The following is a 26,127-nucleotide window of genomic DNA, read 5'->3' as shown; positions in this document are numbered from 1 at the left end:
AACTATATGCGGTCAATAGAATTCTGTTACGGTCTCCAGAATGATTTGGTTAACATTTTCCAGCATTTCTTTCATTTGTTCAAAATATATATGGAAGGACTTTGCCTGATGCTGCAGATCAGAGGTCAGCTCATTATAATCCTCTGCAGGCATATGAAAGGTTTTTTCCTTCATTTCAAACACAAATTCACTGAAATATCCTCCCAGGTATTTGGTATTTGTATGATTTTCAAAATCGCTTACAACCTTAAGGATGTACAGGATCCGTTGTAAGTCAATGTCTGTTTCCTCCACCTCTATGAGAGATTTGGTCTGGTTTTCAGAACGTATGATTTCACATAATTCCAGGCACTGGCTTGCTTTAACTCTGTATTCTTCGATGAATTGAAGAAGAGAGTCAATGGTCTTTTTGCCATCCATATGGATCTCCCGGCTTGGGATAAAATTTCTCTTTTGCCTTACGGTTGGTTCATCCTCAAATACTTCAGCCAGCTCCTTATGTGGCGCACCTTCTATTTCCGCACCGTAGGAACAATTAATAAACCGGATTCGTTTCTGATCCTTATAAAGGGAGATGTAGTGTTCCAGTCTTCGCCGGTAATGATCCAGGGTAACGGTGGTACCCACCGGGTTTCCGTACACATCCTTTACCACAACCGTGGTTTGGTAAGGCAGGTTTTTATCATAATCAAAAACAGCACTGTCGGCATGGTGCTTTTGGTAGGTATGGGCAAAATCCTGGCCCAGGAATATGATGGGAGAGCAGCCAATTAAATTTGCAATGTCAATACAGGCATGGGCCACAGATCCACCGCAGAATACCCCCTGGTAATTCTCAAAGCCTTCCACGGTCTGAGAGAACAAGAGGGAAATGAAGATTTTCTCTCCTTTATAGTTTTTTACTAAATACCTGTTGCTGTATTCATAAAAAGCAAGGGGGGCTTCCAGATCCAGACAGCTCTTCATCATATCAAAGTTTGCATCCACCGGATCCACGGACACGATCATATCAGGTAAAATCCCGTTTTTCGTCAGAGCTTCCACGGTTCTGCTGCCGGTAATGATAAAATACCGGTCAAGCTTATCCTTATGGCTGAGCATATCCCTGATGTTTGAATCCAGGGAGGGGCCTCCGGATACCACAAGAGCGGGCACATTGAGATTGGAAAGCCTGCAGCGGTGAATGGGAGTACACCGGTTTAAAGCATTCATATTGGCAATCATATTCTGGATGAAAATTTTCTTAAAGCGTTTTGCAAGATCCACCTGGGATGCAGCATTGATCATGGTCCAATCCAAAAGCTCAATCAAACGTTCGTATTCTTCCTTATAAATGCTGGAATAATTGCCAAATGCGTAAAAATAAATATGATTGATATTTTTAAAATGTATGGTATTTTCAAAAATTTGTTTCACCTGATTTTCTTCAAAGGGAACAAGAGTGATATTATCCTCTAATTTAGTTCCTGATTTTTTACAGATTTCAGGGTTGGGTTCGAAAATGATCACCCGGTTTCTTTCACACAGCAATTCCTTCATAAATGGAAGGTATGATCCTGTATCCAACCCAAATATAAAAATCAGAGAATCAAATGTCAGACCTTCCAGGGTATCCAGTAATTTTTTAATCTCATTTCCATAATCAAACCGGTCAGCCAAAAAACACAGCTTTTTATCTTTTTTAATCCCATAGACGCAATATCCATCTGACGTTTTATATATTTTCATGATATCCTCCCTGTTTTTTGCTCTTTCTTTTGCTGCCGTTTATATAGGTGAATAAGCAATTAATTTGTATTGCTTCCCGCTGATCCTGGGAAGTGATATTCCGTAGGAACCATCATGAAGGGTAAATGTCACACCTAAACTTTTTTCATCCGGTGGTACCAGGGAATCATCTACTAGTCGTATTTCAACGGCAGCATTTGGCAGAGGCTTTCCTGTGGGACTGTAAACAGTTCCTGTGATTAATAAATACGTATGATTTGATAAATTAAAATCCGCTGTTACGATTCCGGAGCAAATGATCTGACAGCCGGTTAAAATGACTTTTGGCAAACGTTCTTTCCCTCCTTTGTGATCAATGAAGTTTTTATAGGAAAGGCGCCTCAAAGGTTTCTTTCCAAATCCCATACATGCCAGATATTTTCATATTAGCCTGAGCTCGTTCGTATTTGGTGAGCGTGATGTAGGATTATGGCCTTTGAGGCGCCTGTTTAAAAGTTAGTGAGCATAGAACTTAAATATCAGCTTTACTCCGGCTCTGCAGGTAATGCCGTATATGGCATTTGCATCAGTAAATGTTTCCCGGCTTGGAGCAGCAGTCGTGGGTTTCGTACTTTCCCAAACTGCCACAGCACCGCTTCGAAGAATGGTATTGCTGAAGATAGCAGAACCTCTTAATAAAAGTAATCCCCAGCTTGTAGTCGAAAGATTAGCAGGTACCAGCACTCCTGAAATTGCAGAAGCGGATGAAACAGTTTTAGCTATTGGCTTATAGTTAGCCATAAGGTTGCCCCCCTTTTAACAATGATAGAAATACGTATTTCTCTTATATAGTATGTCCGTAAAAGGAGATGGTGACTGTCCGGATTCTAGAGGCATTTCCATAGCAGCACCATAGCTGACCGGCAGTTTTTAACATGACGAATGCATAAGACCAAAAAGGGACATATCCAAACCGCTATACCCGGGCATATGCCGCCAGTTTTCTTGCGGTTCAAAGCGACAGGGGAATCGATACCGTAAGCGGAGCTTCTACTTCGGGAGGTAATTTTCAGAAAATGGCTTCCCTTCTCCTGGAAAAAGCCAGAAAAGGAGATACTTCGCTTGGCATTGTTGAAGCTGAAAAGTAGATGATCAGGAGGAGTCTTCTGCATTCATTATATGGATCAAACGGCCATTCCGGGAAAGGCGAACAGCCCCATCAATAATCTGATGGGGCTGCTTCTCTTTTTTATATATGAAATTCCTTGGTATGGGAATATAAAACCGGTGATCCCGGTCCTGATTATTAGGTTGAGCCGGCAAAGAAGCCTTTCAGGGCAACTCTGCCGACTTAGTAAAAACATGTATGTAAGCGCTCTGACCGCTTTCTCTTGATTTCTTATGTTTATAATATTATCATACAGGATAAATGTGAAGGAAATTTGACCAGGTTATAAAGAAAGTATGAAAGAAATAAAGAAATTCTGACAAAAATTGGAAAAGTATCCAAGCCGATGCTGCTTATAATATTCATAACAGGATGATTCCTGCGAAGGCAAGTTCCATGAAACAGGAACGCAGGCGGAGGTGCGGATATGCTGCTTGAAAAAAATTTAATTGAATATTGTTCTCCCACACTGGCCTCCTTAAAAACGGCAAGCTTGTTTAATCATCCCTTTTCCTCGGAAAAGGAACTGGAAGACCAGTTGGCAGGCTTAAACAGCCAGCTGGAGGGGAAAGGAATATCCCTGCTGGTGTTGTGCAGGCGCAGGAATAAGGCGCTTATCTATGTCTGCCGGAAATCCCGTCTTCAGGCGGATTTAAGCAGGCCGGAAGTGGGTAGGTTCCTAAAAGCCTACGGCTATGAGCAAATGGAAGTGGAGGCTGCGCTTAACAGACTAAAAGAACGGCTGAACCAGGAAGGAGATTTTCCCCATGAGATCGGGGTTTTTCTCGGTTACCCCCTGGAAGATGTGGTGGGGTTTATCCAAAATGGAGGAAAGAACAGCAAATGCACCGGCTACTGGAAGGTATACGCCGATGAGCGGGAGGCCGCCCGGGTGTTTGCCAGATTCCGGAAATGCCGGACAGTGTATGCCCGCCTTTGGCAGGCTGGAAGGACTGTCTGGCAGCTTACGGTGTCCTCCTCTGACAAATAAAGAGAAAAAAGGCGAAAAACCCTGGTTTTCCTTCAGAAAAATCCAGGGTTTTTCGCCTTATGACGACATATGCTGACAGGCTATGACAAACATTGCCTTTCTATTAACCAAGGGAAGAACCAAAGGCGGAAGTTCCTTACATAAAATATCACGGACTGCATTATTTATCCTTGGATGCATTCAGCCATGTGACAGCAGCCTCATACTGTTCCCTGGAAAATGAAATCTTGCCTTTGCAGACATCAAAGAATCCTTCCTGCTTCAGCTGATAAATGGTACGGTTGAGAGTTTTTACATTGACCCCGATCTCTTCCTGGAGAAGCTGGCGTGTGCGGTTGATGATCAGGTTTTTCGAGGATTTATGATTGTCCATGCCATTCTGCCTTCCGAAACGCACTATATAGTCTAACAGGAGATAGGCTGGAGGGTAAAACAGCTTTGCACCGTTGGTGTAAGAGGAACGGTACAGTTTGAATGCAGTGTGTTTGGAGGCCAGGCGCAGGATATTGATATCCTCCGAAAGCCAGCGCTCTGCATCCTTCCGGCTGATATAGGCAACCACATTATCCGTCACAGCTTCAATGGTCACGGAGGTGCGCTCCATACAGGCGAGTATGGTGACTTCTCCGATAAAATCTATGGCCTGGTTACCCTCGATCATATAAACATTTCCGTTTTCAAATTCGTTGATGACCCGATTTTCACCTGCCGCTACGATTCCAAAATAATTCAGCTCCATATCCTTCTGGTGTATGATGGAACCTGGGGCATGGGTCCGGACCGTGCAGCGGCTTCGTATATCCTGGGGCATATTTTTTGTATATTCCCATAAAGCGGGAACCCGGTCTTCCAGCTCAGTCAGTGTCATTCACATATCCCCTCAATTCTTTTGATTTGCATCCAGTATACCATCATCTAAAAGATAAAATCAATCAGGATTTTTTGTGGGAAGTGCTCATTTGTCCTTTTTTCAAGACGATGTTTTGTATAAAATACTCAACACAAGGAGATTGTAACAGCCGGCATAGGAGAAAGTTGCAGGCTGGAAAGGAGGGGCTCTTATGAGCGGCAACAAAAAAGAAACTTATGTGTATGGTTCCCTGAAGGAACGGTTTACGGTGGAGTGGAAGATATTTGCCCTGGCATTCGTCTTTATCCTTATTGCGGATAATATAGGGCAGATTAAGATCCCCGTTGGAAAAGGAATGTTTATTCTGTTTCCGATTTTTTATGCAATTATTTTAGGCGTGTTAAGCGGGCCTCAAGTGCTTAAGATCGCAGACAGCAAGCATGTGAAGGCGGCCTCCAGGCTGGTTGTGGTGGGCATCTGTCCGTTTATTGCCAAGCTGGGGATCACGGCAGGAGCCAACATTGACACTATTTTACAGTCCGGCCCGGTGCTTCTGTTCCATGGATTCGGCAACTTGTTAGGGCCTTTGCTGGCGCTGCCGGTTGCTATTCTTCTGGGAATGAAGAGAGAGGCCATAGGATCCTGTCATTCTATTAACAGGGAATACCACATGGCACTGATCAATAATATTTACGGCCCTGATTCCGCTGAGGCCAGGGGGAGCCTTTCCATCTATATCGTAGGCGGTATGGTGGGGACAATATATTTCGGGCTTATGGCTTCTGTGGTAGGTATGACAGGCCTGTTCCATCCCCAGGCATTGGGACTGGCCTCCGGTGTGGGCGCGGGCATCATGATGGCAAGCTCCAGCGCCAGCTTATGCGCTATTTATCCTGAATGGGCTGATACCATTTCTGCTATGGCCAGTGTGGGAGAAACCATAGCTGGAATTACCGGAATGTATATCACCATGTTGATTGCTATTCCCATGACGGACAGGCTTTATAGGTTCTTAGAGCCGAAGCTGGGGAAAATCACCCTTAAGAATAAGGAGAAAAAGGAGACGGTATGAGATACATAGAATGGCTTATCTTATTTGTAATTGCTGCCTGCGGCACAGGGCTTGCCAATTTTATCGGGTACGGAGCAGGATTTGGCACATCCCTTCCGGGCTTAACAGTACTTATTGTGATTTTTATTAAGATATCACATACCCCTTATGAGAAGAACAGCTTCCATAAGGCAATCAATATGGAAAAGACAGCGATCCCTTTCTTTAAAAAATTCTGGTTTATCCTGACCGCATTTCTGCTTCCAAAGGAAACTCCCACACCGTGAAATACCAGTGCTGCTGCCATCACCGGCAAAAGGGATTTCATATCGCATTGCATCATGTATCCAATACAGGCAGGAATTCCTATAAACACCGAATTAAACAGGGCAACACCCACTGCAGTTCTGATACCGATCCCCAGGACCACCAACAGAGGCATGACCAGGACAGGCCCTCCTGCCCCGGAAAGAGCGCAGATCATACCTGTCACAAACCCAAGAACCATAGTCGCAGCCAGGTGGTCTGATATGACATATCCTTTGTTTCCTTCCTCTTCCGTCTGGTCTTTCCTGAGAAGAATGGAAATTCCTGATAAAAGAACCACCATAAAAAGAAGAATTTTCACCGTGGATTCCGGTATGATTAAGTTCAGCCTTACGCCAAGAACCGCTCTGCAGGCAGTATACGCATTAGATTGAATTTTTGCCATTCCGGTTAACCGAGATCCTTTGGGTAATCCGTTCTAGAACTTGAGTTTCTCCAACTGCACCTTTATAATCTTTTAATCTTTTCATTAGGATAAATTTCTGTTATACCAATCGAAAACTTGACAATTATCAGATTTATACTATACTATTAATTATATGTTATTTTAAATTCTATGTGATTTTTTAAATAATAAATAAAATAAATTTGTATTAAAGAAATAAATTCAAAATAATTCTATGATAACTTATTTAAAAAACATTTTCTTTGGGAAGTATATTTTCTTTTGACAATTTATAGTTTGTTATGTTAAATCACAATGAAATTTAGGTAACAGGTTTTCATCATTGAATCATAAGATTTTAGATGATTGCCATCATATTATTATTAATCAAGGAGGCTTATAACTATGGAAAATACTGGAGTTATGAACGTTGAGTTAAGAAAAAGTACCAGAAAGGGTGACAATAATCAGTTAAAAAGAGAAGGATATTTACTGGGAAACATAGCTGGTAAAGGTGTTGATTCAATCTCAATAGCTGTTAAGAAAGATGTATTTAGAAGATCAATGAAAGAGTTTGGCCGGAATGGCGTTTTTAAACTGGTTGTTCCTGATGGCCAGAGTTATACCGTAATGGCAAAAGAAATACACATTGAACCTGTTAAGAACGAAATCTCTCATTTGGATTTTCAAATGGTATCTTTTTCGGAAAAAATCAAACAAGAAGTGGCTATAAAATTTACCGGAGCAGAACTTCTTGAGTCAAAAAGATTATTGATTAACAGTACCATAGATTCAATTTTACTGGAGGGCTTACCTCAGGATATTCCAGATGAAATAGAAATTGATGTTTCTAATATGGAGGCTGGTGAAAGTATTCAATTTAGTGATATTAAACTTCCGGAAGGACTTACCTCAACGATTGATCCGGAACAAAAAATGATAACCGTTGTTGGCTCTAAGATACGTGGAGCAGTTGAAGGTGAAGAAGAAAGCTAAGAGGAAGAACGGTATTCACTTTTCGTATGAAAATATTATGAGCCTGATGATAAAGGTGAAAAAAGAAAGCTCTAATTTAGATATTAGATGCTTTCTTTTTTTATATCGTTTTGTTCCGTTAATCCCAAAGGCAAAAGACATATAAATAAAAATAATAAGTGAGCCTGGTAGCAATATAGGAAAAGAAAACTTCTTATTCACAAGAAATGGGACATATCTAAATGAAGAGCAAATCAACCAGTCATTATGGAGAGTCTGTGAAGCCTCTGGAATCGAAAAGAAATCGTCTCATAAGATAAGAAAGACGTTTGCAACACTAAGTTACATCCATAATCCACTTCCAAAAAGATAACTTTAGAAATGATAGGAGATTCTTTTTCATTCCGCAATTTGTAGTCAGGTGTATTAATATAATAAAAAGAAAAACACCGCATAATCCCAGTAAATACAAGGAAAATACAGTGCTTCAATTATGACCTATCCGGGAATCGAACCCGGGTTTCCGCCGTGAGAGGGCGGCGTCTTGACCGCTTGACCAATAGGCCGTTGTGTGTGCTGTCTCTGACAGCTTCATTATAATACCATAGGAATTTCCATTTGTCTACACTTTTTTTAATGAAATAAAAAATTTGTCAAAATCCGATTTTGTATGCTATACTTTTCTAAGTCCATAGGAATCGGGAGGAAAGATATGGGGCTTACGAAAAGAGAAGTGAAATATGAATATTTAAGGACCCTTGCGGTCTTTGCCATCATCATGGTTCATGCCATTCCCGCAGAAACCATAAATTTCAGGCAGTGGCTGTTTTCAGCAGCCCTTTCACCGGTGCTTCTGGCATTTGTAGGGATTTATTTTATGTTAAGCGGCCTCTTCCTTTTAAACTCAGGGACAGAGGATATCCATGGTTTTTACCGCAGCCGGTTTCTGACGATTTTTATTCCCTTTGCATATTACAGCGGGATCTATTATTGGTATTTTGAAATTTATTTAAGAGAGGATTCTCTTAAGTGGCAGGAGCATCTGGCGGCTTTTGGAAAAGGGCTATTAACAGGAAACATTCCCATGACCCCTCATCTGTGGTTCATGTACGTGATCATGGCGCTGTATCTTTGTGCGCCGTTTCTGGCCAGGATGATGAAGTCTATCAACGACAGGGATTTAAAAATCCTTCTGGTCCTTATGGTGGTCATCCAGGGGATCTGCACCTATCTTCCGGCCTTTGGCCTGGAGGTGGGAGAGAGCCTTCAATATATGATTTTTAAGGGCTGGCTTATTTATTTTGTCCTGGGATATGCATTAAAGCGGCTGTATGGAAGCAGCAGGTATCTCCCCTTTGGGCTCATGGGCATGGCCGGTTTTATTATCACCATGGTACAAAAATTATTCATCCCATCCTTTACACCGGGGATCCACGATTTAGCTCCCACAATGATGGCAATGGCTGCGGCTATTTTTCTGTTTTTTGAACATTTCGGAGATAGAAAGGCCCCTGCTCTTGTTAAGGCTGCCGGTTTTATCAGCCGGTACAGCTATTCCGTCTATCTGATCCATTATCTGGTTTTGGGACAGATTGCCGGAAAACTGGTGGATAAGACTTTCATAAGGCATTATTTCGTGCCGAGAATCCTTTGCGAGACCATTCTTACATTTCTTATTTCCCTGGCAGCCGCATGGATCATTGATGGTACCATAGGGAAGCTGCTGAAAAAATCAGTGGGCCGGGTTTGTTATAGGAAGATAAACATAAAAGGAGGGCGTTAAATGGAGCGGAAAGTAAGCTGTGAATATTGTATACACTATGATTACAATGAAGAATACGAATGCTATGAATGTGAGATTGATCTGGATGAGGATGAGATGATACGTTTTTTAAGCAACTCCTTCCAGAGCTGTCCTCATTTTAAATATGGGGATGAATACTCCGTAGTCAAAAAGCAGATGTAAAGAGAAATGATGAAAAGACTCTGAAAAAGGGAGGAGCCGGTATCCCTCGAAGGAATACCGGCAATTATGAAAAAAATTTTTATCTCAAAGTATGTTGGCAACATCTTTTTCTGATGTTTTCAGTATATCGGTTAAATATGAAGAAAATTTGACCAGGCTGTAAAAAGATTATGACCAGAATGTGAACAATGGACAGCCCTGTCCGGTCAGTCTCTGAAATGATAGCTGTCCAGCAGCTGATTTTTCATATGCCAAAGCTCATTGGATAAGTCAACGTGAACCTCGTGCGGATTTACCAGACGGCGGGACTCATCCCAAAGGGTATCAAGCTCCTTTTTGCAGTAGATCTGGATGTCCATGACCGCCGGGCTCTTGTAGATACATTTCCCACCTTTGAATATCTGAACCAGAAGATCCCTCATGGTATAGCTGTTAGGCGCCAGATGGGTCTTTTTCCATGTCTCAATGGGGTCGAATAGAAGCATGGAATGATTCTCCTTGAAGATCTCCCCATCCAGGCAGATTAAGTCAGCAATGATTTTACCGGTTTCCCTGCTGTAAATACGCTTGATGATCTTGTTGCCCGGATTGGTGATCTTTTCTGCATTTTCAGATAGCTTGATTTTAGGGACGAACTGACCGGTCTTTTTATCCATAACGGCCGCCAGCTTGTAGACTCCGCCAAAGGAAGGGCAGTCCTTGGAGGTGATTAAATTGGTTCCAACGCCCCAGGAATTTATGGTAGCTCCCTGGATCTTTAAGCTGTTGATCAAAGTCTCATCAAGGTCATTGGAGGCAGAGATCACAGCGTCTGAAAAACCGGCCTCGTCAAGCATTTTCTTGGCCTTTTTAGAGAGGTATGCCAGGTCTCCGCTGTCCAGACGGATCCCATAAGTGGTCAGTGGGATTCCTGCTTTCCGCATTTCCTTAAATACCTGAATGGCATTGGGAACGCCGGATTTTAATGTATCATAGGTATCCACCAGAAGGATGCAGGCAGTGGGATAAAGCTTTGCATAGCTGCGGAAAGCGCTTAATTCGTCAGGAAAACTCATGATCCAGCTGTGGGCATGAGTCCCTCTCACCGGAACATGAAACATTTTTCCGGCCAGCACGTTGGAGGTGCCGATACAGCCGGCGATCATGGCGGCTCTGGCACCGTAAATTCCCGCATCAGGTCCCTGGGCACGGCGCAGGCCGAATTCCATAACCCCGTCTCCGGCTGCAGCGAATACGACTCTGGCTGTTTTGGTGGCAATCAGGCTCTGGTGGTTGATGATGTTGAGCAAAGCGGTTTCGATCAGCTGGGCTTCCATTATCGGTGCAATGACTTTTACCAAGGGTTCTCGAGGGAATACGACCGTACCCTCAGGAATGGCGTAGATATCGCCGGAAAATTTAAAATGATGAAGATATTCCAGAAAGTCTTCTTCAAACAGGCCGGTGGACCGTAAATAATCCACATCCTCCTGGCTGAAATGAAGTTCATTTACGTATTCAATGACCTGTTCCAAGCCTGCGCAGATCGCGTACCCGTTGCCGCCCGGATTGCTGCGGTAGAAAACATCGAATATAACGGTCTCGTTGGCGTTTTTTTCTTTAAAATATCCCTGCATCATGGTTAATTCATAGAGGTCTGTTAATAAAGTTAAGTTGCGCTGGCTCATAGCTGTTCTCCTTTTTCTTTTACTAAACCTTTTCGCACATTATACCATAAGTTTACAAAAAAACAATGGAATTGACAAAAAAGTAACAATGTTAATGAAGCTGAAAAAATCAAATAAATAATTTTAAATAATCGAATAATCTAAATAATTTAATACAATTAGAAAGTTAATAATTAATTTGCAAAATTTATAAAAAAAGTCTTGCAAAACAAAGAGGGATGGTATATAATAAAGCCATAAACAAAAGAAAAAAATATCGAATCCGATATCCAAATTTATTTCGGAGGATGTCAGGGAAAAGGAGGTTGATTCCACCGAAAACATAAGTTTCGTCTGAACCGTTAATTTATAAGTTCAGACAAAAGGCAAAGCCGTTTAACCTTAGCAGAAAACCGAAAAGGGCGATGGATCCATACGAAAGCATGGATAAAGCCGGAATAAAAATCTACCAATCTCTTATATGCCTATCATTCGTTATAACTGCAGAGAAATATTCATCGGATGGTTAATTTTGATTCGACCGGGTTGAATTTTTTATTTGGTAGCTGGATAACAATATAGTAGAATGGAACAACGATGCAGAGATTCGGACTGTAGATGGTTTTAGGCGAAAGGTAACGGGAAAAATTCATATAGAGCATCCGGAGAACAAGAAGTAAGAAACGGAACTAGAGAGGTAATTAAGAACCAATGGATGAAAGCATGTAGAACGGGTATCGGATTGAAAATGATTCGGTACCCGTTCACCTTTGTGCCCTTTTGGCTTTGGTATGAAAATCAAATTAGCCTTGACATTTCTTTTCTGAATCCCTATAATTAGAAAATACAGAATAAATAGTAGGACCATATCATAATAAGAAGAAAAACTTTGATGGAGACAGTAGAACCATGAGAAATCCAAAGAGAGCCGGGGATGGTGGAAGCCTGGCGAAAGTAGCATGGGTTCGAATATCACTCCGGAGTTTCCGGCTGAAAGCGTTGGCAGTAGGTCAGGACGTAGTTTCCGCGTTAAGGGAAAGCATATGCTGGTATGCGGTAATAGGTGGTTTAACGGAGATATAGTGAGGCTTTCGTCCTGATTACGGGATGAGGGCTTTTTTTATATATGTAGAAATGGAGGTCGCTAAAGATGTACAAGAAAGTCCCTACAGACTTGAATTTTGTAGCACGAGAAAAAGAGGTTGAAACGTTCTGGGAAGATCATCAGATTTTTAAAAAGAGCATGGAAAACCGCAGGGAGGCAGAAACCTATACGTTTTATGACGGTCCGCCCACGGCCAATGGGAAACCCCATATCGGGCACGTACTGACCAGGGTCATCAAGGATATGATCCCAAGATACCGTACCATGAAGGGTTATGACGTTCCCCGTAAAGCAGGCTGGGATACCCACGGACTTCCGGTGGAGCTGGAAGTGGAAAAAATGCTGGGCCTTGACGGAAAGGAACAGATCGAGGAATATGGCCTGGAGCCATTTATCAAGTATTGCAAGGAAAGTGTTTGGAAATACAAAGGCATGTGGGAGGATTTTTCAAAAACCGTCGGCTTTTGGGCTGATATGGATGACCCATATGTGACCTATGAAAATAATTTTATTGAATCCGAGTGGTGGGCATTAAAGCAGATCTGGGAAAGAGGTCTTTTGTACAAAGGGTTTAAAATCGTTCCCTACTGTCCCCGCTGCGGAACTCCTTTATCCAGCCATGAGGTCGCTCAGGGATATAAGGATGTAAAAGAACATTCCGCCATTGTCCGGTTCAAGGTAAAGGGAGAGGAAGCCTATATACTGGCTTGGACCACAACTCCCTGGACCCTTCCCTCCAACGTGGGCCTTTGTGTGAATCCGGATGAGACCTATGTGAAGGTACAAAATGGAGACCATACCTATTATCTGGCAGAGGCTCTCTGCGAAAAGGTTCTGGAAGGGGAGTACACGGTTTTAGAACGATATCAGGGAAAGGATTTAGAGTATAAAGAATACGAGCCTTTATTTGATTTTGTTAAACCAAATAAGAAAGCACATTATGTGACATGTGACCATTATGTCACCCTGACTGACGGTACCGGCGTAGTACACATTGCCCCGGCCTTTGGTGAGGATGACTCCAAGGTGGGAAGAAAATATGATCTTCCCTTTGTGCAGCTGGTCAATGCGGCTGGCGAGATGACAGAGGAAACCAAATGGGCAGGCGTCTTCTGCAAAAAAGCGGATCCAATGATTTTAAAGGATTTAAAGGAAAGGGGTCTTTTATTCTCTGCGCCTTTATTTGAACACAGTTATCCCCACTGCTGGAGATGCGATACTCCGCTGATCTATTATGCAAGAGAGTCCTGGTTCATTAAGATGACGGACGTAAAGGAAGACTTGATCCGTAACAACAATACCATCAACTGGATCCCCGAAAGCATTGGAAAAGGACGTTTCGGCGACTGGCTGGAAAATGTCCAGGACTGGGGCATCAGCAGAAACCGTTACTGGGGTACACCCCTGAATGTGTGGGAATGCCAGTGCGGTCATCAGCACTCCATAGGAAGCATTGATGAATTAAAGGCAATGTCACCCAACTGCCCGGAAGACATTGAGCTTCACCGTCCCTATATTGACACAGTGACAATTACTTGTGAAAAGTGCGGGAAGCAGATGAAAAGGGTGCCGGAGGTGATCGACTGCTGGTTTGATTCCGGTTCCATGCCGTTTGCCCAGCACCATTATCCTTTTGAAAACAAAGAACTGTTTGAGAAACAGTTCCCGGCTGACTTTATTTCAGAGGCCGTGGACCAGACAAGAGGCTGGTTTTATTCTCTCCTTGCAATTTCCACCCTGATTTTCAACAAGGCCCCTTATAAAAATGTAATCGTTCTGGGGCATGTCCAGGATGAGAACGGGCAGAAGATGAGTAAATCAAAGGGAAATGCCGTAGATCCCTTTGATGCACTGGAAACCTACGGAGCCGATGCCATCCGCTGGTATTTCTACGTAAACAGTGCCCCTTGGCTTCCAAACCGTTTCCATGGGAAAGCGGTCATGGAAGGCCAGCGCAAATTTATGGGCACCCTTTGGAATACCTATGCATTCTTTGTGCTCTACGCGAATATTGATGAATTTGACCCTACAAAATACAGCCTGGAATACGAAAAACTTCCCGTCATGGACAAATGGCTTTTATCCAAGCTGAATACTCTGGTAGGAGAAGTGGATGCATGCCTGAACGGCTATCAGATTCCGGAGGCAGCAAGAGCCCTTCAGGAATTTGTCGATGATATGAGCAACTGGTATGTCCGCAGAAGCAGGGAACGCTTCTGGGCAAAGGGGATGGAGCAGGATAAGATCAATGCCTATATGACCCTTTACACGGCCCTTATTACCGTAAGCAAGACAGCGGCTCCCCTCATCCCCTTTATGACTGAGGAGATCTATCAGAACATGGTATGCAGTGTGGACCAGTCAGCGCCGGAGAGCATCCATTTGTGTGATTATCCTGCTGCAAACCAGGCCTATATTGACAGGCAGCTGGAAACGGATATGGATGAAGTGCTGAAAATCGTCGTCATGGGCAGGGCCGCCAGAAATACGGCGAATGTAAAGAACCGCCAGCCTATTGGCCAGATGTTTGTAAAAGCACCTCACGCCCTCCCTGTATTTTACCAGGAGATCATTGAGGAAGAGCTGAATGTGAAAAAGGTAGTATTTACTGATGATATAAGGGATTTCACCTCCTATAGCTTTAAGCCCCAGTTAAAAACCGTCGGACCGAAATACGGCAAGCAGCTGGGAGATATTAAAAAGGCACTTTCAGAGATCAACGGCAATGAAGCCATGGACACCTTAAATGAAACTGGCGCCCTCACCTTCCTATTCGGCGATACCGAAGTCGTACTCACCAGGGATGACCTTCTTATTGATACGGCTCAGACGGAGGGTTATGTATCTGAGGGAGACAATGCCATCACCGTTGTTTTAGATACCAATCTCACACCCGAGCTTTTGGCAGAGGGCTTTGTGCGCGAGCTGATCAGCAAGATCCAGACCATGCGTAAGGAAGCAGGTTTTGAGGTAACGGATCATATTGCAGTATACAGCAAGGGCAATGATAAAATTGCCGGTATATTAAAGATCCATGAGGAAGAAGTGAAACGTGAGGTACTTGCGGAAGACATTATCCTTGAAACGCTGGCCGGTTATGTAAAAGAATGGAACATTAACGGCGAAAATGTAACATTGGGTGTGGAGAAGTTTCAGTAATCGGTTAGGAGGCTTGGTAGAATGAGTATGGGATTTGATAAGGAGACCTTTAAGAAAAGTGTTCTGTTTAATATGAAGAATGTGTTCCGGAAGACGGTTGATGAAGCCACTCCGGAACAGATGTACCAGGCAGTAGCCTATGCGGTAAAGGATGTTATCATAGACGAATGGATCGCAACCCATAAGGAGTACGAGAAGCAGGATGTAAAGACCCTGTATTATCTTTCCATGGAATTCCTCATGGGCCGTGCCCTTGGCAATAACATTATAAGCATTATGGCTCAGCCGGAAGTAAAGGAAATCCTTGAAGAACTGGGCTTTGACTTAAACGTCATCGAGGACCAGGAGCCGGACCCGGCTCTTGGAAACGGGGGGCTGGGCCGTCTTGCGGCCTGCTTCCTGGATTCCCTGGCAACCCTTGGCTATCCGGCTTATGGATGCGGAATCCGTTACCGCTACGGCATGTTCAAACAGAAAATTGAAGGCGGATATCAGTTAGAAGTGCCTGACGACTGGCTGAAGAACGGTTATCCCTTTGAGCTTCGCCGTGCAGAATATGCCACAGAGGTTAAATTCGGCGGATATGTGAATACGGTATGGGAAAATGGAAAGGAACGGTTTGTTCAGGAAGGATACCAGTCCGTCCTTGCTGTTCCCTACGATATGCCCATCGTGGGATATGGAAACAATGTGGTGAATACCTTAAGGATCTGGGATGCCCAGGCAATCAATACCTTCAGCCTGGATTCCTTTGACAGAGGAGACTACCAGAAGGCTGTGGAACAGGAAAACCTGGCTAAAACCATTGTAGAGGTCCTTTATCCCAATGACAACCACTATGCAGGAAAAGAGCTCCGTTTGAAACAGCAGTACTTCTTTATTTCCGCAAGCGTACAGAGAGCGGTTATGAAGTACATGGAAAAGCATGACGACATACATAAATTCTACGAAAAAACAGTATTCCAGCTAAATGACACTCATCCAACCGTAGCAGTCCCGGAGCTTATGCGAATCCTACTTGATGATTACGGCTTAAGCTGGGATGAAGCATGGGAGATCACCACCAAAACCTGTGCCTATACGAACCATACCATTATGTCAGAGGCATTGGAAAAGTGGCCGATTGAGCTGTTTTCCAGGCTGCTTCCCAGAATCTACCAGATTGTGGAAGAAATTAACCGGAGATTTCAGCAAAAAATCACGGAAATGTACCCGGGCAACCAGGATAAGCTGCGCAAAATGTCCATCGTTTACGATGGTCAGGTCCGCATGGCCAATCTGGCAATTTTAGGAGGCTTTTCCGTAAACGGCGTTGCCAGGCTTCACACAGAGATTTTAAAAAATCAGGAATTAAAAGATTTCTATCAGATGATGCCGGAAAAATTCAACAACAAGACCAATGGCATCACCCAGAGACGATTCCTTCTTCATGGAAATCCGCTATTAGCCCAATGGGTTACGAAAAAGATCGGCAGCGACTGGATCACCAATCTGCCCCATATACACCGTCTGGCAATTTATGCAGAAGATCCCAGGTGCAGACAGGAATTTATGGACATTAAATACCAGAATAAGGTACGTCTGGCAGACTATGTGAAAGAGCATAACGGCATTGAGCTGGATCCCAGATCCATGTTTGATGTGCAGGTAAAGCGTCTCCATGAATATAAGCGGCAGTTAATGAACATCCTGCACGTGATGTATTTGTACAATCAACTGAAGGATAACCCTAACCTTGACATGGTGCCCAGAACCTTTTTGTTTGGTGCAAAGGCAGCGGCAGGATATAAGCGTGCAAAGCTGACCATTAAACTGATCAATGCGGTGGCTGATGTTATTAATAATGACAGAAGCATAGGAGGCAAGATTAAGGTGGTTTTCATTGAGGATTACAAGGTATCCAATGCGGAAATCATTTTTGCAGCGGCAGATGTCAGCGAACAGATATCCACGGCCAGCAAGGAGGCCTCTGGTACGGGAAATATGAAATTTATGTTAAACGGCGCTCTGACCCTGGGAACCATGGATGGAGCCAATGTGGAAATTGTAGAGGAAGTGGGAGCAGAGAATGCCTTTATCTTTGGCATGTCTTCCGATGAGGTGATCCGTTACGAAAACGAGGGCGGGTATAATCCGATGGAAATCTTCAACAACAACTTTGAGATCCGCAGGGTACTGATGCAGCTTATTAACGGCTATTATTCTCCCCAGGATCCGGAGCTGTTCCGGGATATTTATAACTCCTTATTAAATACCAAGAGCAGTGACCGGGCGGATACTTACTTTATATTAAGGGATTTACCATCTTATGCAGAAGCCCAGCGCCGGGTGGATCAGGCGTACCGGGATGAAGCATGGTGGGCAAAAGCAGCTATTTTAAATGTGGCCTCCAGCGGCAAATTTACCTCAGACCGTACCATTGAGGAATATGTAAAGGACATCTGGCACCTGGAAAAGGTGAAGGTGGAGCTGGAGGAAGAGGCATAGATTTGTAAAAACGTTCCGGAAGTGATTCCGGGACGTTTTTTTGCATATATTGAACAAGGGTTTTCTGGAATAAGGGTTTCAGTCAGGGAAGCAAACCCGTGAGCAGCAAAAAAAGTAAGGACGGTGATTCAGAATGATAAAAAAGACGGTTATGGCGTGTATTCTTGCACTGTTGTTTCCATATATAATCACTCTTGCATGGACGGGAAAAATAGAGGAGAGGAAAGAGATCCCTATCATCTCCAGCGGAAAGAAGATCATCCTGGACCGGAAAAATGGGGAATCTTATATGGATGTGGAAGAATACCTGCCTGGCGTGGTGGCAAAGCAGATGCCGGCCGACTATGGGAAAGAGGCATTGAGGGCCCAGGCAATCATTGCAAGGACATACATATACGGAAAAATGAACGGGCAGAATGAAGTGAAGGAATCAGAGCTTCACATGGAGTATCTGGAGGAGCGTCAGATGGAAAAACTGTGGGGAAGCGAAGCCTTTGTGGCCAGCTATCAGGCGGTAGAGGAAGCGGTCCGGTCCACGTCTAAAATGGTCATGATGTATGACGGTAAGCTGATTGATCCCTTGTTCCATCGGGCCAGTACTGGTAAGACCAGAACCGGGGATGAAAACCATTCCTATTTACAGCCGGTTGCCTGCCCCAGGGATGTAGAAGTGGAAGGCTTTCTTACCGTAATATCTTACAAAAAGGAGGATTTTGCGGAAAAGATCAATCAGATCTCCGGGGACGTGCCTGTAAAGGCGGATCAGGTTCCAGGAAGCATTCAGATCATTCTGCGGGATGAGGGCGGTTATGTGGGCCAGATCCAGATAGGCACAAGGGTCTATACGGGAGAAGAGATCCAGCGTGCCCTTGGACTTCCATCCTCAGCTTATGGATTTGAGGAATATGAAGGGGGAATCCGGGTGATCTGCCAGGGGATCGGGCACGGATACGGCATGAGCCAGTATGGGGCCAAATGCGAAGCAGAGGAAGGATGGACGGCGGAACAAATTCTCCCTAATTTTTATAAAAATATTGTTTTAATTTCTGAATAACTACAAATCATTTTTGAGAGAGTTAAAAGGAGTTTTACTTGACGACCTCAAAAACAGTTTTATACTCAGTTATTTTCCATACATAGGAGTAACAGTTTTATACTCAGTTATTTTCCATACATAGGAGTTTTATTGGATTGGTGGCATCCTTCTGTTCCTTTCACTTCCAGATACAAACACGTCTTCGTATTTAGAAATGCCATTACTGTAGAATCTGATTTAGGTCCACCCCTTAAAATGGATGGACCTGATTAATTATCTCTTTATAAGTTGGAAAAATTAGTAAAAGTTATTCTATTATCAATTTGGACATTAATTTTAGACGGTATATTATCACTTATTATATCGCATATATTATCACCAGATAATTGTCTTGCATTTATAATATTAAAATTATAATTATCACCTCCATAATATAAATAATCAATGATTCGTACTTTATAAAGTATATTTGGTTTTAATTCATAATTATTTAGATCGCTTAACTTAATTACTCTTTGACCGATTGGCTTGGAAAAATCATATTTGACTTTTAAACCGGATATCTGAAGTCCATATTTCTTTATTTCGTCTAAATGATTAAAACTTGCTGCAAACTCCAATGCAATTTTTATTGAATCTTTTGTTATTTCTCCCTCCATCACATAATTGTTGAATGGCACTAAATAATAAATATTCGCTTTGCATACATTTCCCGTAGGAATATTATCCCTGAGACCTCCATTATTATAAAATGCAAAATCTATCGTTTGATGGTCATAAGTTCTTATCAAATCAGTTACAAAATCACCAGCAGTCGACTCCAATGCAGGCGAATGTTTTGGTATCAATAATTCTGTAATACAATTTGACAAATATGGGGAATAGTATTTAGATACTTCGGGCTTTTGTCTTCCATTTGACACAATCCTTTTAACTTCTGCATCACTTTGAGATGATGGATCATAATATTTGTTTTTAAATAGATAGCCGTTATGATCAAAAATAGATTTGTTCTTTTTATCGTATAATATCCTTAAATGAATAAAAGATTTACCATTCTCCTCTGAAATAAAGGCACGCTTTACAGAACTTAAAGGAGTTATAATCATTTCATTATGAGAATGACCGCCTAAAACAAAATCTACATTTTCCAGTTCGGTAAGTGTTGTGATCAAATCACCTACTAACTTATCCTTTGTCCCCTCGTGTATAACGGCAATTACGATGTTTGCACCATTTGTTTTTGCAAGCTTAGCACAATTATTTACGTTAATGGCTATTTTATCTACTTTATAATCATTTTTTACTTGGGGCATTAGTTCTATTAGCCGTTGGGTAATGGCGCCTATGATAGCAATTTTTATGCCATCTTTTTCAACTATTTTATAAGGAACTATATTCTGAATTGTTTCCCCGCTTTTTGTTAATAAGTTTGCACACAGATAGTATTGTTCCCCTGCCCTTTTATTTATAATATTAGTAAGTCCCCAGTCAAATTCATGATTTCCTAATGCAGTTGCTTCCATTTTTATGGAATTCATTGCTTGCATAACGATCTCACCATAGTTATAAAGAGACAAAGGAGTTCCCGTATATAAATCCCCAACTCCAAGAACCAGGCTACGATTAGGATTTTCGGAATAGATTTTTTTAATACTCGCAGCCATTACAGCTGTTACAGGTTTATCATCCGTTGATTCAAGCCGACCATGTAAGTCTGATATACCTATAATATCAATAGGTGTAATAGTTGAGGGTGGAATAACCGGATCATCTGGTAATTGACTATACATAATAACCGAAACAATAACTTCTGCAACTAAAGCAAAAATTAAAATTGTAAAAAGAGCAAATCGTTTCTTACCAATGATATTCGTATAATTTTCATCAGTAATAAATGATAATAAAAATTTTGCTGCAAGCGGATTTAGATAAGAGGTGAAAATAATAACATCACTTATATAACCTTTAAATGCGTTTCCTCCGATTGTTTCTGTGATCGGAAGTATAATTGACATATTGTCAGACAAAATCATAGAGAGGTCATGAACACTATCTATTTCGCCATCGATATAAAATACCAACTTTTTGGTAGGATGGTTATAGGTAATGATGATATGATACCATGTATCGATTGATAAGCTTTTTTTCGATTGAAAAATGGCCTTTTTAACTTTGTCTTTATCGCAGTAGTTAAAATTAAGCGTTAGATGACCGTTGTTCATATCAATTAGCAAATCACCTATGATCGTTCCGATAGTTTTAGACATACTCCGGCTTATATTTATCCAGCAGCTGATAGCATAATCGGTGACATAATAATATTGCGGCATAATTATGCGAATAAAAGATTGATCTGCTGTAAAATCTGCCGCATTTCCGTTCTGCAATCTACCAGGCGTATATTTTACATAGGGGGAGCTTTTTGTTTCCATTTTTGTTGCACTGTAATCAATACAATCATTTTTTAGAGGAAAATATGCAAATATGTTATCCTTTAGATGATCCAATTCGTTATTTAGGGTATATTCATCGACATTTTCAACTACATTAAATGGACGCTCCACGGTTTCTAAAGTGGTACAATATAATACTGTATTAATGTCTTTAAAACAGTAAATTCTATTTTGAAATACGGTCATATCAAAAGAAAAAGAATACTGAAAATTTTCACTTATTATTTCTTCCGAATCCCAGTTAATACCGTCTTTACTGGTGATGTAAAAAAGTTTACTGATATTATCAGTGTATTTTTCATAAAATAAATATAAAATATTGTTAAAAATAATGGCCTTTTTTATTTGTGCTGAGCTTTCCTTAATTTGTCTCTCTGCCCAATTGGTACCATCCGTACTATAACAGCAGCTAAAACCTGTTTGATTAGAGTAGAAACAATACATTGTATTATTAAATATTAATGATGTTGTTGGCGAGGTCAGGTTGCTTTTGATAATTCTTGGAACTTCCCAATTTAAACCATCTGAGCTTGAAGTATACCACAGCTCATTTTCTGATAAATATTTATTGAAAAACAAATATAACCTGCCATTGAAAACTGATGCGGCTAGTTTCCATATTATTTCTACCTGCTCTATTTTTTTATCCTGACTCCAGTTAATTCCATCTGGACTGATGGTATACCAAAGACTTGATATGCCATAAACGTCTCCTGGGTGAAAAAAATACAATTTATCGTTAAAGACAATTGATGTGGATGTTAAGTCAGTATAAGTTCCTAAAGCTGACTTTGTCCAATGAATTCCATCTTTGCTGTAAAAGTATTTCAAATTACCCATATATCTGCAAAAACAATATAATGTATCTTTAAATAAAATAGAGGATGACATTTTTGAAGAATTATCTATCTCATAATTATCAATCCATTTTAGGATGTTTGAGTCCATGGTTATCATTCCTTTCCTTTGATTTATTATTATCATTTATAATCTCTCAAATTGACCAAAATATGTAATATATCATAAGATATTTTCGTGCATCGTATATAAGACCTGACTGGAGTGCACCCATTTATTTGTGATAAATGCCTTGAGATGCTCAAATCCATTCCGGAATTATTTATATACCTCGTAATAAGATGAAAGAAGTCGCTATGCGGCTAAAGGCGATTCATGCTCAAGAGTGCAATACATTAGCAAAGGAAAAGGAGCTGATAAACTTCGCAAGATGAAATTAGCTTCGGCAGGTAAAAAGGTCGAAGAAGGAATCGAGGAAAGCCTTACATAGTGAATTTTCCTAGCAAGCACTGGATTAAAATTCGCTTGCGGAAGAGGACCGCTTGCAGCTTACGGAAGCAAGCGAAATCGCACACCGCATAAATTAAGAAGACAATCGTTACAAAGTTACTTAACAGTGGTATGCCATTACCAGATGTGGCGGCGTTGGCAGGACACAAAAATAATTCTTCAGTTACACTGGACACATATTATGTCAGTATAAGAAGCGAAAAAACAGTGGACAATTTAGTTGACAATAGTAGAAACAAATTTCAGGCACATGAAATCAATGACTACACTGTGACATCAGGTGGAATATTGAAATTTATTGGATAAAAACAGAACGAAATGCCGTAGTTACAGGGTGTACAGTATTAGGCCAATATATTTGAAAATTTTTCTTTTAATTTCTGAATAACTCTTTCACTCTTGGTAAGAATATTATCGAGGTGATAAACGTGAAGGAGAAAATAAGTCAATTGTTCAAGGATAAAGTATTCCTTGTCCTGTTGGTTCTAGGCCTGCTGACTATAGTAGCTGCAGCAGGAGTCATTACCGTTCAAAGAGGAAATGGTGGAGGAGAAAGCCCTTATCTGCAAGTACCGGATCAGAGCAATATGATTGTAGAAGAATCTATCCCCCAGGAAACACAAGTGGCAGTTGCTGGAGATTCCAATGCAACGCAGAATATGGAAGAGGAAATGCAGGCGGCTGATTCCAACAAAGCGACTGCAGAGCAGGAAACAAAAGAGCCTGCAGTAAAGGCCGGAACAGATAAAAATGCGGCAAAGTCTCTGGTGCTTGATTTTAATGACGCCAGCAGAATGACATGGCCCATACGCGGAAATGTCATCTTGGACTACAGCATGGAGTCCACCATCTACTTCCCAACTCTGGATCAATACAAATGCAATCCAGGGCTTGTGATCCAGGGTGATGTAAGCACTCCGGTTGTGGCACCCGCCAATGCAAAGGTGCAGGAAATCGGCTCCAATGAAGAAATTGGAAGCTACGTTGTCTTAAATATGGGCAACAATTATACGGCAATCTGCGGCCAGTTAAAGGAAGTGCAGGTTGTGGAAAATGAATATGTGAAGGAAGGTCAGGTCTTAGGCTATGTGGCCGAGCCTACCAAGTATTATTCCGTGGAAGGCTCCAACGTATTCTTTGAATTAACTTATAATGATAAGGCCATTGATCCCCTGGATCATATGCAGTAAGCCCTAAAGGAATTCTCAGGAAAAAGTTATAAAAAAATAATAAAATGTTCATATGTGATTAAGAGTCATCTGCTATACTATAACCGATCAGTCAAATACCCCACAGTAAACGGTGGAGTATTTGATGCCGTGAGCAGTCGCTTAAATCAGGGAACCTGATTTTAGTTGATTGTCTTTGCGAGAATCAACGGGGAGTGTGGCTATGAACATACTGTTTTTTTTAACGCCTAAAAATGAAGTGGCTTATATTTTTGAAGATGAATCTCTGCGCCAGGCGCTTGAGAAGATGGAGTATCACAAATACTCAGCCGTACCTGTTATCAACAGGAGGGGCAAATATGTAGGGACTATCACCGAAGGAGACATGCTTTGGGGGATTAAGAACAAATTCAATCTCAGCTTAAAGGAAGCGGAGCAGGTAACGGTTGCTGCTATTGACAGAAGATCTGACAACCGTCCGGTGTATGCGGATTCCAATATGGAAGACCTGATTGATAAGGCATTGAACCAGAATTTTGTGCCGGTGGTTGATGATCAGAAGAATTTTATCGGGATCATCACCCGCAAGGATGTCATCCGTTATTTCTATAATAAGTCCCTGGAGGTACTGAAGCCGGCAGCAGACTGCCAGGCTTCGGCTATGAACTAAAAAAATAAAAAAAAGCATTTTCGCCCGTGATGGCAGAAGATGCTTTTTTTGATTATAGAAATTTATAATCTGTTTTGCTTTTTGTTTTAGAAACGGCTCATTTTTTCCTTTTCTTCTGTTAAGAGTTGACTGGATTCTGATAAGGACGTACCGAGAATCTTTAACAGGATATCTTTTTCCAAAGTAGGTGAATAATAAAATCCCTGCTGATAATTACAGCCGGCTTCTGTCAGAATTTTCACCTGATTCTCTGTTTCCACTCCTTCGGCAATGATGGTTATGTTAAGATCTCTTGCCATCCGGACCAGTCCTTCAATCACATACCGGGATCTTGGATTTGTTTCAAGCTGCCACACAAACAGGCGTTCAAGCTTTAAGGTATCCATTGGCAGCTCCAGGATTGAGGAGATGCCGGAATGACCGGAACCGAATTCATTGAGAATGATCTCCACGCCCATTTCCTGAAGCTGCTGAAGGGTTACATTGATGTTTAAATAAGCCATGGTAAGGGCACTTTCCTGGATTTCCAGAGCAAGCTTCCCTTTTGGAATGTGGTATGCATGTATGATACGGCCCACTTCGTCGAGGAAATCTTCCTGCAAAAAAAGGATGGGAGATATAGGAAGGGCAATGGATTCAAAGGTATTTCCTGCTTCTGTCAATCCTGCAATGCACTGTGCCGTTTTTTCCAGGGCATAGTATTCAATCGCCCGGATCTGTCCCGAATCTTCTGCTACAGGTAAGAATTCGCTGGCTCCCACCAGCCCAAGCCCTTTTATAAAGATGCGCATATAAAGCTCGGCACGGGTAAAAATTCCTGTATCAGTAGAAAGAGTAGGGCGGTAACGGACTTCCACCTCTTCTTTTTCCAGGGCTGTCCTCAGATAAAGGGCAATGGTCTGCCGCCGCTGCAGCTGCTTTTGCAGGGCGCTGTCAAAGACCACCGCCTGATTGGGGCCGCCTTCTTCCGCTTTTATAACTGCCAGGTCCAGGCACTTTAACATCTGGTCCGGAGAGCCGGCATGTCCTGGGTAGGAGCAAATGCCCATTTGTGCGGAGCATAAACAGTCTGTGCCGCTGACTTTCCAGACGCGGTCAAATCTTCCTGCGATTTCTTCAGCTAGTTCCAACGTCTGTCCCTGGGAATATTTGTCCAGTATGAGGATATATTCCACACCGATATAATGATAGACATTTTTTCCAGTCATCTCTTTTAAATATGTAAGGATCTGTTCCAGAAGGTTTTCACAATACTCATAACCAAATACCTGGTTCAGACGTTTAAAGTTCTCAATATGAAGCTTTAATACAGCGCCCCGCTCGCCGGAATCCAATGCCCGGCTTAAATGTTTTAAACAGGCATCCCGATCCGGAATGCTTTCTGTAGCTGTTTTTTCCACAGCCTGCACGTTTCGTTCAGTTTGCAGGGCCGGAGCTGTTTTTTTTTGAAACCAACTCATATGGATTACCTCCTGTTCATCGGCTGTTTGATTTTATTGTAGTATAAAAGCAGGGGGAAATCAAGAAATAATTGGAAGAGAGATAACAGGCATTAATCTGAAAATTGGGAGAATAATAAGGACATGGTAAGAATTTTTTGGTATTTTAACATAAAGAATGAGGTGAAGAAAATGAAATCAGTCTGGACTGAATCATCCGTAATACCAGGAA

At 41.9% G+C, this 26,127-nt stretch carries 17 protein-coding genes, 1 tRNA gene and 1 pseudogene; 10 read left to right on the top strand and 9 right to left on the bottom strand.

Annotated features, from left to right (window positions below; all coding sequences use genetic code 11):
- Positions 1-12: 12 nt before the first annotated feature.
- From CLOSA_RS14580 to CLOSA_RS14570, 3 genes are all read right to left on the bottom strand, one after another.
- Positions 13-1,728, bottom strand: coding sequence for a motility associated factor glycosyltransferase family protein (locus CLOSA_RS14580; protein ID WP_013273528.1), 1,716 nt, complete (start codon positions 1,726-1,728; stop codon positions 13-15).
- Positions 1,729-1,767: 39 nt separating this feature from the next.
- A complete protein-coding gene (locus CLOSA_RS14575) occupies positions 1,768-2,058 on the bottom strand; it encodes a carboxypeptidase-like regulatory domain-containing protein (protein ID WP_013273527.1) in 291 nt (96 codons plus the stop codon).
- 165 nt (positions 2,059-2,223) lie between these two features.
- Positions 2,224-2,508, bottom strand: coding sequence for a hypothetical protein (locus CLOSA_RS14570; RefSeq protein WP_013273526.1), 285 nt, complete (start codon positions 2,506-2,508; stop codon positions 2,224-2,226).
- Between the two features lie 794 nt (positions 2,509-3,302).
- On the opposite strand from CLOSA_RS14570, the gene CLOSA_RS14560 reads away from it, so the two are divergent.
- The gene (locus CLOSA_RS14560) at positions 3,303-3,866 is read left to right on the top strand and encodes a DUF3793 family protein (protein ID WP_013273525.1); all 564 of its coding nucleotides are present in this window, start codon (positions 3,303-3,305) and stop codon (positions 3,864-3,866) included.
- Between the two features lie 160 nt (positions 3,867-4,026).
- Here CLOSA_RS14560 and CLOSA_RS14555 read toward each other — a convergent pair whose 3' ends face one another.
- A complete protein-coding gene (locus tag CLOSA_RS14555; protein WP_013273524.1) occupies positions 4,027-4,734 on the bottom strand; it encodes a Crp/Fnr family transcriptional regulator in 708 nt (235 codons plus the stop codon).
- A gap of 193 nt (positions 4,735-4,927) precedes the next feature.
- On the opposite strand from CLOSA_RS14555, the gene CLOSA_RS14550 reads away from it, so the two are divergent.
- The gene (locus CLOSA_RS14550; RefSeq protein ID WP_013273523.1) at positions 4,928-5,788 is read left to right on the top strand and encodes a DUF3100 domain-containing protein; all 861 of its coding nucleotides are present in this window, start codon (positions 4,928-4,930) and stop codon (positions 5,786-5,788) included.
- A gap of 145 nt (positions 5,789-5,933) precedes the next feature.
- On the opposite strand, the pseudogene CLOSA_RS14545 reads toward CLOSA_RS14550, so the two are convergent.
- Positions 5,934-6,440 (bottom strand): annotated as a pseudogene (locus CLOSA_RS14545) (TSUP family transporter); the annotation flags it as partial.
- A 444-nt stretch (positions 6,441-6,884) separates the two neighbouring features.
- Here CLOSA_RS14545 and CLOSA_RS14540 point away from each other — a divergent pair.
- Positions 6,885-7,475, top strand: coding sequence for a 50S ribosomal protein L25 (locus tag CLOSA_RS14540; RefSeq protein WP_013273521.1), 591 nt, complete (start codon positions 6,885-6,887; stop codon positions 7,473-7,475).
- A 473-nt stretch (positions 7,476-7,948) separates the two neighbouring features.
- On the opposite strand, the gene CLOSA_RS14535 is transcribed toward CLOSA_RS14540, so the two are convergent.
- A tRNA-Glu gene (locus CLOSA_RS14535) sits at positions 7,949-8,020 on the bottom strand.
- 146 nt (positions 8,021-8,166) lie between these two features.
- Here CLOSA_RS14535 and CLOSA_RS14530 point away from each other — a divergent pair.
- Together CLOSA_RS14530 and CLOSA_RS14525 are read left to right on the top strand one after the other, a co-directional pair.
- Entirely contained in the window at positions 8,167-9,237 is a 1,071-nt protein-coding gene (locus tag CLOSA_RS14530; RefSeq protein WP_013273520.1) for an acyltransferase, read from the top strand.
- Complete coding sequence (locus tag CLOSA_RS14525) at positions 9,238-9,420, top strand: DUF6472 family protein (RefSeq protein WP_013273519.1); 183 nt, start codon at positions 9,238-9,240, stop codon at positions 9,418-9,420.
- A gap of 206 nt (positions 9,421-9,626) precedes the next feature.
- On the opposite strand, the gene CLOSA_RS14520 is transcribed toward CLOSA_RS14525, so the two are convergent.
- Positions 9,627-11,087, bottom strand: coding sequence for a nicotinate phosphoribosyltransferase (locus CLOSA_RS14520; protein WP_013273518.1), 1,461 nt, complete (start codon positions 11,085-11,087; stop codon positions 9,627-9,629).
- Between the two features lie 1,129 nt (positions 11,088-12,216).
- Between CLOSA_RS14520 and ileS the strand changes: the two genes are divergently transcribed.
- The 3 genes from ileS to CLOSA_RS14505 all read left to right on the top strand — a co-directional run bounded on the left by ileS (position 12,217) and on the right by CLOSA_RS14505 (position 18,871).
- Positions 12,217-15,330, top strand: a complete 3,114-nt coding sequence (gene ileS / locus CLOSA_RS14515; protein ID WP_013273517.1) for an isoleucine--tRNA ligase — start codon at positions 12,217-12,219, stop codon at positions 15,328-15,330.
- Between the two features lie 21 nt (positions 15,331-15,351).
- The gene (locus CLOSA_RS14510; protein ID WP_013273516.1) at positions 15,352-17,817 is read left to right on the top strand and encodes a glycogen/starch/alpha-glucan phosphorylase; all 2,466 of its coding nucleotides are present in this window, start codon (positions 15,352-15,354) and stop codon (positions 17,815-17,817) included.
- Between the two features lie 133 nt (positions 17,818-17,950).
- Positions 17,951-18,871 (top strand): SpoIID/LytB domain-containing protein, encoded by a 921-nt coding sequence (locus CLOSA_RS14505; protein ID WP_013273515.1) that lies wholly within the window; start codon positions 17,951-17,953, stop codon positions 18,869-18,871.
- A gap of 263 nt (positions 18,872-19,134) precedes the next feature.
- On the opposite strand, the gene CLOSA_RS14500 is transcribed toward CLOSA_RS14505, so the two are convergent.
- Positions 19,135-22,257 (bottom strand): 5'-nucleotidase C-terminal domain-containing protein, encoded by a 3,123-nt coding sequence (locus tag CLOSA_RS14500; RefSeq protein ID WP_166431302.1) that lies wholly within the window; start codon positions 22,255-22,257, stop codon positions 19,135-19,137.
- 788 nt (positions 22,258-23,045) lie between these two features.
- Between CLOSA_RS14500 and CLOSA_RS14495 the strand changes: the two genes are divergently transcribed.
- Complete coding sequence (locus tag CLOSA_RS14495; RefSeq protein WP_013273513.1) at positions 23,046-23,807, top strand: M23 family metallopeptidase; 762 nt, start codon at positions 23,046-23,048, stop codon at positions 23,805-23,807.
- A 202-nt stretch (positions 23,808-24,009) separates the two neighbouring features.
- The gene (locus CLOSA_RS14490) at positions 24,010-24,456 is read left to right on the top strand and encodes a CBS domain-containing protein (protein ID WP_013273512.1); all 447 of its coding nucleotides are present in this window, start codon (positions 24,010-24,012) and stop codon (positions 24,454-24,456) included.
- An 86-nt stretch (positions 24,457-24,542) separates the two neighbouring features.
- Here CLOSA_RS14490 and CLOSA_RS14485 read toward each other — a convergent pair whose 3' ends face one another.
- Positions 24,543-25,916, bottom strand: coding sequence for a GGDEF domain-containing phosphodiesterase (locus tag CLOSA_RS14485; protein ID WP_013273511.1), 1,374 nt, complete (start codon positions 25,914-25,916; stop codon positions 24,543-24,545).
- Positions 25,917-26,127 lie beyond the last annotated feature (211 nt).

Source organism: [Clostridium] saccharolyticum WM1 (assembly GCF_000144625.1).
GTDB classification, from domain to species: domain Bacteria; phylum Bacillota; class Clostridia; order Lachnospirales; family Lachnospiraceae; genus Lacrimispora; species Lacrimispora saccharolytica.
Note: the sequence above shows the minus strand (reverse complement) of the source record. Positions and strands in the feature narration are given on the sequence as shown.